This window comes from Caulobacter sp. GW821-FHT05F04 (assembly GCF_059419665.1).
Window position 1 is genome coordinate 781,203 of record NZ_JBWKSF010000002.1, and the last position, 11,825, is coordinate 793,027.

The 11,825-nt window shown below is 67.3% G+C and carries 8 protein-coding genes; 3 read left to right on the forward strand and 5 right to left on the reverse strand.

Annotated features, from left to right (window positions below; translation table 11 throughout):
- Positions 1 to 6: 6 nt before the first annotated feature.
- Positions 7 to 549 (reverse strand): HD domain-containing protein, encoded by a 543-nt coding sequence (locus tag AC07R7_RS08095; protein WP_492885982.1) that lies wholly within the window; start codon positions 547 to 549, stop codon positions 7 to 9.
- Between the two features lie 292 nt (positions 550 to 841).
- On the opposite strand from AC07R7_RS08095, the gene AC07R7_RS08100 reads away from it, so the two are divergent.
- Both AC07R7_RS08100 and AC07R7_RS08105 read left to right on the forward strand, forming a co-directional pair.
- Complete coding sequence (locus AC07R7_RS08100; RefSeq protein WP_494634771.1) at positions 842 to 3,163, forward strand: TonB-dependent receptor; 2,322 nt, start codon at positions 842 to 844, stop codon at positions 3,161 to 3,163.
- A gap of 89 nt (positions 3,164 to 3,252) precedes the next feature.
- Positions 3,253 to 4,386 carry an SGNH/GDSL hydrolase family protein gene (locus tag AC07R7_RS08105; RefSeq protein ID WP_492885978.1) on the forward strand — a complete coding sequence of 378 codons (1,134 nt, stop codon included), beginning with the start codon at positions 3,253 to 3,255 and terminating at the stop codon, positions 4,384 to 4,386.
- Here the strand turns inward: AC07R7_RS08105 and AC07R7_RS08110 are convergent.
- The gene (locus AC07R7_RS08110; protein WP_492885976.1) at positions 4,375 to 5,340 is read right to left on the reverse strand and encodes a LysR substrate-binding domain-containing protein; all 966 of its coding nucleotides are present in this window, start codon (positions 5,338 to 5,340) and stop codon (positions 4,375 to 4,377) included. The two genes, AC07R7_RS08105 and AC07R7_RS08110, sit on opposite strands and share 12 nt — an antisense overlap.
- A 192-nt stretch (positions 5,341 to 5,532) precedes the next feature.
- On the opposite strand from AC07R7_RS08110, the gene AC07R7_RS08115 reads away from it, so the two are divergent.
- Positions 5,533 to 6,885 (forward strand): alkaline phosphatase family protein, encoded by a 1,353-nt coding sequence (locus AC07R7_RS08115; RefSeq protein WP_494634772.1) that lies wholly within the window; start codon positions 5,533 to 5,535, stop codon positions 6,883 to 6,885.
- A 43-nt stretch (positions 6,886 to 6,928) separates the two neighbouring features.
- Here the strand turns inward: AC07R7_RS08115 and uxuA are convergent, their stop codons facing one another.
- The 3 genes from uxuA to AC07R7_RS08130 form a co-directional block, all read right to left on the reverse strand.
- Positions 6,929 to 8,092, reverse strand: a complete 1,164-nt coding sequence (gene uxuA, locus AC07R7_RS08120; RefSeq protein WP_494634773.1) for a mannonate dehydratase — start codon at positions 8,090 to 8,092, stop codon at positions 6,929 to 6,931.
- A gap of 17 nt (positions 8,093 to 8,109) precedes the next feature.
- Complete coding sequence (locus AC07R7_RS08125; RefSeq protein WP_494634774.1) at positions 8,110 to 10,800, reverse strand: glycoside hydrolase family 2 TIM barrel-domain containing protein; 2,691 nt, start codon at positions 10,798 to 10,800, stop codon at positions 8,110 to 8,112.
- An 89-nt stretch (positions 10,801 to 10,889) separates the two neighbouring features.
- Positions 10,890 to 11,699, reverse strand: a complete 810-nt coding sequence (locus AC07R7_RS08130; RefSeq protein WP_492885969.1) for a FadR/GntR family transcriptional regulator — start codon at positions 11,697 to 11,699, stop codon at positions 10,890 to 10,892.
- Between the last annotated feature and the right edge of the window lie 126 nt (positions 11,700 to 11,825).

Genomic DNA, 11,825 nt, shown 5'->3' on the forward strand with positions numbered 1-11,825 from the left:
AGACTTTCAGGCTCGTCGCGCGCAGGCGCGCAGAGCGTCGCGCCAGGCGTCAAGGCCCGGGACGACCTTGCCGACAACCTTGGCGGCGTCATCGGCTTCCCGAAGGCGCAGGGCGTCGTCGCGATGGGGATCGCTGGCGAACTGGGTGATTTCGGCCGCGTTCATGTCGCCGCCCTGCAGCTCGAAACTGCGCAGGCTGGTGGGGGACAGACGATCGCGATAGGCGCGCTCAGTGGTCACCAGATACCGCTTGGCCGCGACATGCAGGGCGACGAGCGCATTCACCCGATCGTTCATCACATCGCGTAGGGCGTGAGCGCCGAACTCGGCGTGGTCGCGGATGTGGCACAGGCCGTGAGCGACATCGTGCAGCAAGCCCGCCACCTGCAACTCGACGTCATCGGGTCTCATCGCCTTCAGCACCTCGGCGCATTGCAGTCCGTGGTCGAGTTCGCTCAGCTCCGGCGCCTCGCACGGCCGGTTGGCCATCTCTTCCAGGAAGGCGTCAAGCGCCTCGAGCGTTGGGAAATAGGCCTTCATCTCAGTCATCGGGCGCTCCTCGCTTAGGGAGAATGATGGCGCCGTCGTATCAATTAGAGAAATTGATATCAATATTTATCGGATCATAAAAACCTATAATTTGGCTTTGTTTTGGGCGGGTTGTTTCGGCGGATACGGGCGAGTGAGGGCCGTTTCGTCAGCGTACGTCGGGGTTTTCGCGTCGGTCCAACACCGACGCCGTGGGCCATCACATTAGTTTCATGGATTTATGAATATCTACTTATCAAGAAATCCGATCAACCGGCACGCCCATGCGTGTCAGGCAAATCCTGGGGGCACCATGAACAGGTTTGGACCATCGCTCATCGCCATCGCGACCGCGCTCGCCGCGGCCGCCAGCCCGGCGCTCGCCGAGACCCGCGACGACTCCGCGGAGCCGGCGAAGGCTTCGCAAGCCATCGAGGAAATCATCGTCACGGCGCAGCGGCGCGAGGAGAAGCTGCAATCGGTTCCGGTCTCGATCCTGGCCTTCACGGCCAAGCGGATCGACCAGCTGAACGCGGTCAGCCTCGACAATCTGGAGCGCGCGGCGCCCGGCGTCACCTTCGCCGTCAACCGGGCCAAGACCGTCGGTCAGATCGGCATGCGCGGCGTCGTCGACTACGCCAGCACGCCGGGCTACGACGCGCGCGTGGGCGCCTATCTGGACGGCGTCTACATCAAGCGTTCCTACGCCGACAACCAGACCCTGCTGGGCATGGAGCGGGTTGAATTCCTTCGGGGTCCCCAAGGCACGACCTTCGGCATGAACACCGACGCCGGGGCCATCAGCTTCATCACCCGAAAGCCCGACTTGGGCGATCTGGGCGGCGAGGCCGTCGGCGAGTTCGGCAGCTTCAGCCACCGCCGCTTCGGGGCGCGCGTGAACCTGCCGCTTATCAAGGACAAGCTCGCCCTGGCCGTGACCGCCACCAGCGAGACGTCGGACGGCTTCATCGACAACATCTACCTCGACCGGTCCTATGGCGGGGTGGATCGGCGCTCGTTGCGCGCGCAGCTGCGCTATCAGCCGAACGCGGATGTCGAGATCAATCTGCAGTATTCGGGCCTGTGGGACGACAACAAGTCCATCTGGACCATCGGCGTCTGGTCGCCCGCGCAGTGGGCGAGCTTCCAGAAGCTCTATCCGAAATTCAGCGGCCTTCCGCTGCCCGGCGACCTCCAGATCGCCGACAGCAACGACCAGGGCGAGACGGGCCGGTCGCAGTTCTTCATCGGCTCCGTCGACTGGCGCCTGAGCGAGGGGCTCAAGCTGACCTCGATCAGCGCCTATCAGACCGAGCGCTTCCAGCAGATTTCCGACGCCACCGACCTGCCGGCCCCGGGGCGCGTCTACGACCTCAACCAGACCTCGCGCCAGTTCAGCCAGGAGCTGCGCCTGTCGAGCGACGCCGCCCAGCCGCTCAGCTTCATCGCCGGGCTGTATTACCAGGACGGCGAGAACGGCGCCGAGACCCGCTACTATCTGGGCTCGGAGTTCGCGGCCCTGACCTTCTGGAGCCGAGGCGTCGCCGAGGCCGCCATTCCCGCCGCGGTGGCCGCTTCGCCGCTGCGGCTGTACAACAACACCGTCATCCACGCGCCCGCGACGGTGTCGGACCAGTCCTACGCGGCCTACGGCTCGCTGCTCTACCGGCCGACCCCTGATGTGGAGATCGGCGCGGGCGCCCGCTATTCGGTGATCCGCAAGACGCTCGAGCACTTCTCGGAAAACGATCCGCTGCGCGCCGACCCGACCAACGCGGCCAACCTGGCCTACGCCTCCTTCGCTCAGTTCTCCGACCAGACCGACAAGCAGACCTTCCGGGCGTTCACGCCCAAGGTCTCGATCAGCTACCATCCGACGGAGGACGCCACCCTGTTCGCCAGCGTGTCCAAGGGCTTCAAGGCGGGCGGCTGGAACACCGGCGTGATCACCCAGGCCGTGTTCAACGCCGGCCTGCGGCTCGGCGACGAATCCTCCACCAACTACGAGATCGGGCTCAAGTCCGAGTGGTTCGCGCGGCGCCTGCGCTTCAACGCGACCGGCTTCTGGGAGGATTTCACCGGCTTCCAGGTGTCGCAGTGGACGCCAACCGTGAACGGGTCGTCGGTCGCGCGCCTGGCCAACGCCGGCAAGGCGCGGTCGAAGGGCGTCGAGGCCGAGGTGGAGGCGATCCCGCTACAGGGGCTCAGCCTGACCGCCAATTTCGCCTATACTCGCGCGCGGTTCACCGATTTCTTGAACTGCAACGGGCTCAACACGAACTGCACCGGCAACCGGTTGCCCTATGCGCCGGACTACAAGCTCTCTCTGGCTGGCGCCTATGAGCGGCCGATCACGCCGGCGCTGAAAGCCTTTGTCGGCGGCGGCTACGCGATGGAGACGTTCTCGTATGCCAACGTGGTCAACGCGGTTCGGGAATATATTCCCCGCCACTATTCCATCGACGCCAAGATCGGCGTGGCGGCCCTGGACGAGCGCTGGTCCCTGACCGTGTTCAGCAACAACGTCACCGACCGCCTGAACCAGGTCTATTCGCAGAACGGCGCCTATGGCGACCAGATCCGCTTCTTCCGCGAACCGCGGTCCTATGGCGCGACCTTCAAGCTGCGCTATTGATCTGACATACGGCCATCGCTCCGCCGGGGCGGTGGCCAGTTCGCCAGACATACCGCTCTCGCCGCCCCCTGTTCTGGAAGCCGCACGCCTTGCGAACCCTGGATCTGACCGATGACCTCGTTCGCGGCGCCGTGACCTGGGCGCGGTCGACGGAAGGTCTTAGCCTGTCGCGACTCCCCGCCACCGCCGAGGGGAGGGACCCTGACCCCCAGCTGGTGCTGACGGCGAGCATGGCCGCCGGGATGCGGCTGCGGCTGGACAGCGACACGCGGGCGCTGGAACTGGACGCGGAAGCGACCGGACTCCGCTATGTCGGCGGCGCGCGACGGCCGGTCGCGTTCGACCTGTTTGTCGATGATCGCCTGTTCGAGCGCCGCGTCGCGGCCGACGGGCCAACCCTGCTGGTCGACTTCGGGCGGCTTCCGCCCGAGGTGACGCGGCAGGCGGGGCCGACCACGCGCCTTCGCTTCGCCCCTCTGCCGCCAGGCCTGAAGCGGCTCGAACTGTGGCTGCCTCAGAACGCGGCGATCACCCTCAAGGCTCTGCGGGTGGACGCGGACGCCCTGGTCGCGCCACCGCCCGGCGCCCAGCGGCGATGGCTGCACTACGGCAGTTCGATCAGCCACGGCAAGGAGGCCGAGGGGCCCAGCGACTGCTGGCCCGCCGTGGCGGCGCGGGGGCTGGACCTGGATCTCACCTCGCTGGGCTATAGCGGCAACTGCCTGCTCGAGGGCTTCGTCGCCCGGGCGATGGCGCGGAGCGACGCTGACATCCTGACCCTGGAGATCGGCGTCAACGTCATCACGACCGACGCCATGCGCGAGCGAGCCTTCATTCCCGCGGTTCACACCTTTCTCGACATCATTCGCCGCGAGCGGCCGGATGTCCCGATCATGGTCATCTCGCCGATCCACTCGGGCGTCTTCGAAACCCACCCAGGGCCCGCGCGGCGCACGGCCGAGGGCGTGGCGCCGCCGCCGCGTCCGGCCAACCTGGCCGAGGGCGCGTTGACCGCCGCCTCGGCGCGCCGTCTGCTTGAAGGCCTGGTCGACCGTCGCCGGGCGCAGGGCGACCGGCGGCTGCACTACCGCGACGGGCGTCTGCTGCTGGGCGACCAGGAGGCCGGCCTGCTCATCGACGGCCTGCATCCGTCCGCCGCCGGACAACAGCTGATGGGGCGACGCGCCACGCCGATCGTCGAACGCCTGCTTTCAGACGACTGAGTCCCCGACGGGCTCGGCGCGCGCGGCTTGCGAAGCGGTCAGCAGCGACGGCGCGGCGGGCTGCTTGCGTTCCACCAGATCGACAAAGGCGCGAACGGCGGGCAGATCGCACAGCGTTTCCGGATAGATCAGATAGGTGCCCGCGACGAGTTGCGGCTCGATCGGAATGAAGCTCACCCGGGAGTCGAAATTGGCTTCCGAGTTGAAGACGATGCCGGCGCCGACGCCGGCCGCGACCGCTTCGCGAACGCTTTCACGGCTATGAATGGTCAGGCGGACGTCTGGCGTCAGTCCCTTTTCCGCGCAGGCGCTCTCGAAGATCCGCCGCGTGATCGACCCCTGCTCGCGCATGACCAGGGGCAGCGTCGCCAAGGTCTCGAGATCGATCGCGGAGCGCCCCGCCAGCGCGTCGCCGGCCGGCAGCCAGGCGCACAGGTGGATGGCCTCGATCAGGCGGCAGTTGAAATCGGTCACCGCCTGCGGCAGGCCGGCGATGGCGATATCGATGCGGTTCTGCTCCAGCAGGCGCAGAAGATCGTCCGAGTTGCCGGCGATGGTGTGGACATCGACGCCGGGGTGATCGCGCATGAACATGCCGATCAGCGATAGCGCGCATCGGGGCGCGCTGATGCCGATCCGGATCTGGCCCAACTCAAGCTGCTTGAACTGGTCCAGACTGGCCTCCAGTTCGTTCACGCGGCTAAGGATGATCCGCACGCGCGTATAGACGTCCCGGCCCACCGAGGTCAGTTCGGGCTTGGGCCGCCTGTGGAACAGGGTCGCCCCCAGCATTTCCTCCACGCTGGCGATCTGAAACGAAACCGTGGGCTGGGCGATCTCCAGCTGTTTGGCCGCGTTGGAAAAGCTGCCCGTTTCGGCGACGGTCACGAAGGTCCGCAGGACCTGCAGACTCAGCGCGCCCAAGCCGCGCTTGCCGTCTTTCTTCTGTTCCATCCAAAACTCCGATGCGCGCGCTCGCCTGATGGATCCTCCCCGGACGCCGAGGACTCATGGCGCGGGCGCGGGGCGATCATGCCGGTCGGAGCGTCCGACGCCAACCATCCTTGAAATCAATATATATAATCATGGAGATGTTACATATTGAATTTATGTATCGTGCAATCGCTTGAGAACGAGGGAAATCGCATGCGTTCGCTGATCCGGTTCGCGGCCCTGATCGCCGCGCTGATGGTTGCATCCGGCTCAATCGCCAGAGCCAACTCCCTGGTGATCATCTCGATCGACGGCATGCGCCCAAGCGAGATCACCGGTCTGAAGGGGGGCGACCCCGACCTGCCCAACCTTCGCGGCTTTCTGCGGCAGGGCAGCTATGCGGAGTCGGTTCGAAACGAAACGCCGACCCTGACCCTGCCCAACCATGTTTCCCTGGTCACCGGCGTCGCGCCGGAGGAGCATGGCGTCGTCGACAACCTGGTGTTCGACCCTCTGCATCCGAAGGCCAATCAGTACTATTGGTACGCGCAGGACATCCGGACGCCGACGCTGTGGACTCGGGTCAAGCAGCACGGCGGAACCGTCGCCAGCGTCAACTGGCCCGTGACGGTCGGCGCCGCCGACATCGATTTCAACATCCCCCTGTACTGGCGCGACCAGACCCTTGAGGACGTCAAGCTGATCCGCGCCCTGTCGACGCCCGGACTGGTCGACGAACTGGAAAAGAAGACCGGCTCGAAGCTGGCGCAGGCGATCATGCACACGCCGGATTCCGATCGCGTCGCGGGCCGCTTCGCCGCCGAGATCCTGAAGTCGCGTCATCCGCGACTGCTGCTGATCAACTTCTCGGCCTTCGATCACGCGCAGCACCTGTCCGGTCCGGACAGTCCGGAGGCCAAGGCGGCCTTGCGGAATGTCGACCAGGTCGTGGGCGCGCTGGCGGAGGCGGCGAGAGCCGCCGACCCGGCGGCCGTCGTGGCCGTCGTGTCCGATCACGGCTTCGCGCCGCTGCACGACGACGTGAACCTGCTGCAAGCCTTCGCCGACGCCGGGCTCGCGCGGCTCAACCGGGACAAGTCCCAGTTCGAATCCTGGGAGGCCATGCCTTGGGGCGGGGCCACCGCTTCGGTGTATCTCGCGCGTCCGGGCGACCCTGACCTTCAGCGGAAGGTTCGCGCCTTCCTGACCGATCTCAAGAAAGACCCGTCGTTTCATATTCGCGATATGGCGGACCTGACCAAGACGCCGGCCTATGCCGCTGGCCGCGCGCCGGCGTTCCGGCTCGGCTTCGAGATCGGCTTCGAAATGGGCCGCGATCCGGCCGCGCCTCGGGTTTCGCCAAGCCGCTACCGCGGCATGCATGGCTATCCCGCCGACTACCCGGAAATGCGCTCGGCGTTCTTCATCCAGGGCGGGGCCGTTCCCAAGGGGCGCAACCTGGGGACCATCCGCATGGAGAGCATCGCCCCGACCCTGGCCACCGTGATGGGTCTGCCGGCGACGGGTGACGTTCTTTTCAAGGGCGACTCGACTTCGCCTCGGTGAACGCCCAGTTGCCGCGAGGCAAGCCAACGGCGGCTACGGCAGACTAGCCATCCAGCGCATGGGCGATGCCGCGCTCCATGCCCCGCAGTTCGGCCAGTCCCCTCAGGCGGCCGATGAGGGAGTAGCCGGGATTGGTGGTCCTGTTCAGGTCGTCGATCATCTGGTGGCCATGGTCCGGGCGCATCGGGATCGAACGCTGCTCTCGGGTCGAGACGTGATGGACGGCCGTGATGACCTTGGCCATCTCAGCGTCACCTTCCAGGTGCGCGGCCTCGTGGAAGGCGCCATGGGCCTCGCGTTGGATCGAGCGCAGGTGCAGGAAGGCGATGCGCGAGCCCAGGCGCTCGATCATGCCCGGCAGGTCGTTGTCGGGGCGGACACCCAGCGAACCGACACAGAAGCAGACGCCATTGGACGGATTGGGAACCGCCGCGATCAGCGCGTCGAAGTCGGCCTCGGTGCTGACGACGCGCGGCAGGCCGAAGATCGGGAAGGGCGGATCGTCCGGGTGGACCGCCAGCCGCAGGCCCAGGGCGTCGGCGGTGGGGCAGACGGCGTTGAGGAAGGCGATGTGATTGGCGCGCGCCTGCTCGGCGTCGACGCCGTCATAGCGCTGGATCGCCTGCAGGAACGCCCCGGCGGTGAAGGTCTCCTCGGCGCCGGGCAGGCCGGCGATGATCGTCCGCTCCAGGCGCTCGCGCTCGTCGCGGGGCAGCGAGACGTAGTGGACCGCCGCGCGCTCCAGCGTGCCGACGTCGTAGTCGCGCTCGGCGTCGGGCCGGCGCAGGATGAACAGGTCGAAGGCCGCGAGGGCGTCCAGCTCGAAGCGCAGGGCCAGGGCGCCGTCGGGCAGGCGCCAGGCCAGGTCCGTGCGCGTCCAGTCCAGCAGCGGCATGAAGTTGTAGGTGACGACCTTCACGCCCTCGGCCGCCAGGTTCGTCAGGCTCTGGCGGTAGTTTTCGACGAGTTCGTCCCACCTGGGGCCGCCGGTCTTCAGGTCCTCATGCACCGGCAGGCTCTCGACCACCGTCCAGCCCAGCCCGGCGGCCTCGATCATGGCGCGGCGTTCGGCGATCAGGGCGCGGGGCCAGATCGCGCCGTTGGGGATCTCGTGCAGGGCGGTGACCACCTCCGTGGCGCCGGCTTGCCGGATACCGGCGAGCGAAACCGGATCCGCGGGCCCGAACCAGCGCATGGTCTGCGTCATCAACACGTCTTGGGTTCCTATGGCTTGGCGGCGGGGAGGGGCGTGATCTCGATCGCGGAGACGACCGCCTCGCCCTTGGTGGGGTTGAACTCCAGCGTCAGGCCCTGGTCGCCGGCGCCGGTCTCGAACGTCTTGATCAGCGCCTTGAGCGGACCGCCGGCCTGCGCCGAAACATCAAGGTCGCTCAGCATCCGCGCGCCGTTGGCGACGACGTCGAAGCGCCGCTCGCCGCTCGCCAGCTTGGGCTCGACGAAGGTGAGGCTCACGCGATAGCGGCCGGGCGCGACAGGGACCGCATAGGCGAAGCGGCCCTGGCGATAGCTGGCGGCCACGTCGATCTCGTCGGTTCCGCTGATCTGGGCCCGCGCGGCGGGACGTCCGTAGTCGGCCGGGGTATTGGCCGACAGAGCCTCGCCGCCCTTGAAGAAGGCGTCGGAGCCAAAGGCCGTGGCCTTGCCCGCGCCGACGATCGCGCCCGCGTCGATGCGGAATGACGCCGCCGCGTCGGCCGGACGCTTCCAGGTGATGCGATCCTCGACGGGCCGGCCGCCGAACCGGGCGCGGGCGACCAGGACGTTTTCGCCGGGCGCCAGGCGCACGCCCGGCCAGACGCAGATCCGTAGCGGACAGTCGCTCAGCGACCCCAGAGAGCGGCCGTTGAGCGTCAGCTCGGTGGTCGCGCCGTTCGAATAGACCCGCACATCGGTGACCGGATAGGCGCGGTCGACATAGCGTCGGCCGTTGATATGCACCGTCGGCGTGGTCGCCCAGTTGGCCTTGTAGAAGTACCAGGCGTCCTTGCGGATCTTGCGGTCGTAGGTGACCAGGCCCTTGGTGTTGATGTCGTCGGCGTCGCCCTCGTGACGGATCGTGGTGGCGAAGTCGAAGGCGTTCCAAAGCCATGTGCCCCAAAGATAGGGGCGCTGTGACAGGGCCGCCCAGGCGGTCTCGTGAATATAGCTCTCGTACTCCTCGGGCTGCGTGCGGCCGCGAGAGTCGATCGGGCCGCCCAGGACATCGTCGGTGTGGAGGGTCACCGCGCCGCCAGCGCCATACTCCGTCACCGACAGGGGCTGGCGCGGACGCTTGGCGCGCAGGGCGTCCAGGTGCGGGCCAAGGTCGCCCGGCGCGCCGAAATACCAGCCGAAATAGCGGTTGGCGCCGCCCAGGTCGGCGGCCTCGGCCGTGGTCGGCACATCCACGCCGGCGGCGAAGACCCGGCCTTCGCAGCACGTCGCCAGCGCGGTGGGGCGTCCCGGATCTTCCTGATGGGCCAGGTCGTTCAGCGTCTTCAGCAACGGCATCGGATCGGGCGCCTTGCCGTCCTTGTAGCCGGTCAGGAAGGCGGGGAACGAGTTGCCGAAATCGACTTCGTTGGCGATGCCCCAGGTGGCGACCGAGGCGTGATTGTAGTTCTGCCGGATCAATTCCTTGAGCTGTTGGCGCGCGTTCTCGATCAGGGCCGGGGTCGGCTCGAGCGCGCCGCCGAGGGTCCAGGCCGAGACCAGCGGGATCTCGTCCCAAAGCACGAAGCCATACTTGTCGGCGAGGTCGTGGATGGTCTGGCCATGCTGGTAGTGGGTCAGGCGGATGGTGTTGGCGCCCATCTCGCGCAGGGTCGCCATGTCGTCCTCGACATCGGCGGGGCTGATCGCCCAGCCCTTGCCCTCGCGGTCCTGGTGGTAGCCGACCCCGTGCAGGCGATAGGGCTTTCCATTCAGCAGAAAGCCCCGATCGGGATCGACCGCCATCTGGCGCACCCCGAACGGCGTCGAGACCCGATCGAGCACCCGGCCGTCGGCGGCGACCAGATCGGTCTCCAGGCGGTAGAGATACGGGTCGGCCACGCCGTTCCACGGATGCGGATTGACCAGCGACAGGGTGAGGGTCGCCTCCTGGGCGCCCTTGGCGGGCAGGGCCGCGGTCGTGCTGGCTTGAGCGGCCAAGCGCCCCGAGGCGTCGTAGAGCTTGCTCACCATGCGGGCGGCCAGGGCTCCGGCCATCTCGTTGCGGAGTTTGCCGCGAACCTGGATCTCGGCCCTGGCGAGCGAAAGCGTGGTGGTGTTCGCATAGACGCCGGCGCCGCCGAAATCGAGCATGTCGAAATGGGCGGCGTTGGTGAGCACGAGGCTGACAGGGCGGTAGAGGCCGCCATGCACGAAGAAGTCGCCGGTCAGGGGCAGATTGTCGGCCGTGGAAGAGCCGGGCGCGGGTTTGCTGTTGTCGGCGCGCACGACCAGCAGGTTCCGGCCCTCGCCTCGCAGGGCGTCCGTGGCGTCGAGGCGGAAGCGCGAGAAGCCGCCCTGGTGTTCGCCCAGATAGACCCCGTTCAGCCAGACCTTGGCAGCGCGGCTGGCGGCGTCGAACTGCAGGTAGGCGCGGCGGCCCTCCAGCTTGGGCGCGGCGAACGCCAGCCGGTACCAGCCCACGCCCTGGGTCTTGTTGACGGTCTCGGCCTTGTGCGTGCGCTCGACCGGACCGGGCAGGTAGAGGCCTACCCGGTTCCAGGTGTGCGGCACGGCGACCCGCTGCCAGTCCTGGTCGTCGAAGGCGGGGTTCTCGGCGCCGCTCAGGGCGTCGTCCTGGCGAAAGCGCCAGTTTTCGGCCAGGGCGGTCTCGGCCCGCACCGGGGCGGCCGGCGACCCGGCCCGTACGATCGCCGGGGCGATGAGGCTCATCATGGCCGTGGCCAGCAGCAATCGTCTCATCGGCATCCCTCCCAGTCGCCACCTGATGGTTGCGTTGGAGCGAGCTTAGCGCCTTAAATCAAATCTGCCAGATCAATTTGAAAAATTGGTCAGTCAGATTTTTCGGGCAGGGCGGTGGAGAAGCGCGCACGCACGCCCGCGGCCGTCCGGCGCGCTTCCTCCAGCGCCAGCTCTTCGGTCGTGAAGAGCAGGTGATCCATCACGGCGGCGAGGTGGGCGCGCATGGCGGCGCGGGCGGCTTGCGGATCCCGGGCCTTGAGCGCCTCGACGATGCGACGGTGCTCGGCCACGACGGGACGGATCTTGGCGCTGCGGGCCTTGTTGTGAAGCAGCGCGCAAGCCGGCGACGTCGAGCGCAGGCGCCACAGCTCCTCGATCATCAGCACGATCCCGGCGTTGCGCGTCGCCTGGGCGATGGTCATGTGGAACGCCCGGTCGGCGTCCTCCGTCACCTTGGGGCGAAGGTTTTCGACGGCCATTTCATCCAGCAGCATTTCAAGCCGGGCGATCTCGTCGTCGTTGATATGGTTGGCCGCCAGCGCGGCGGCCTCGCCTTCGAACGCCAGTCGCGTCTCCGTCAGTTCGAAGGCAGTGATGGCGAAGCCGGGGTGGTCTTCGCGGCCCGGCAGTCGGCGAACATAGGCGCCCGAGCCCACGCGAATGTCGATATAGCCTTGCACCTCGAGCGCGATCAGCGCCTCGCGCACCGCGGGCCGGCTGGCGCCGTACTCGGCGCAAAGCTCGCGCTCGGCGGGCAGGCGGCTGCCGATCTCGTAACGCCCCGCGATCAGGTCGTCGAACACATGCCGAGCCAATCTCTGGTAGATGCGGTCTCCGCTCGCGGTGGTGTCGCCGGCGGGGTTCGCCTTCTCCACGTCCCCCTTTGCGCGCGCCGCCATTCGGTGTCTCCCAAGTCATCATCGGCCTGTATTTGCGCGCCCAGGCTGTCGGCCGGGTGACGCGCTAATCGATTGTGGCCTGGATCGCTCAGGTTGTCAGGCAAAAAGAGGTTGACGCCCCGACCG

Excerpts from the sequence above, each read along its gene's own strand:
- AC07R7_RS08095 (WP_492885982.1), bottom strand. The coding sequence starts at position 549 with ATGACTGAGATGAAGGCCTATTTCCCAACGCTCGAGGCGCTTGACGCC.
- AC07R7_RS08100 (WP_494634771.1), top strand. The coding sequence starts at position 842 with ATGAACAGGTTTGGACCATCGCTCATCGCCATCGCGACCGCGCTCGCC.
- AC07R7_RS08110 (WP_492885976.1), bottom strand. The coding sequence starts at position 5,340 with ATGGAACAGAAGAAAGACGGCAAGCGCGGCTTGGGCGCGCTGAGTCTG.
- AC07R7_RS08115 (WP_494634772.1), top strand. The coding sequence starts at position 5,533 with ATGCGTTCGCTGATCCGGTTCGCGGCCCTGATCGCCGCGCTGATGGTT.
- uxuA (WP_494634773.1), bottom strand. The coding sequence starts at position 8,092 with ATGACGCAGACCATGCGCTGGTTCGGGCCCGCGGATCCGGTTTCGCTC.
- AC07R7_RS08125 (WP_494634774.1), bottom strand. The coding sequence starts at position 10,800 with ATGAGACGATTGCTGCTGGCCACGGCCATGATGAGCCTCATCGCCCCG.
- AC07R7_RS08130 (WP_492885969.1), bottom strand. The coding sequence starts at position 11,699 with ATGGCGGCGCGCGCAAAGGGGGACGTGGAGAAGGCGAACCCCGCCGGC.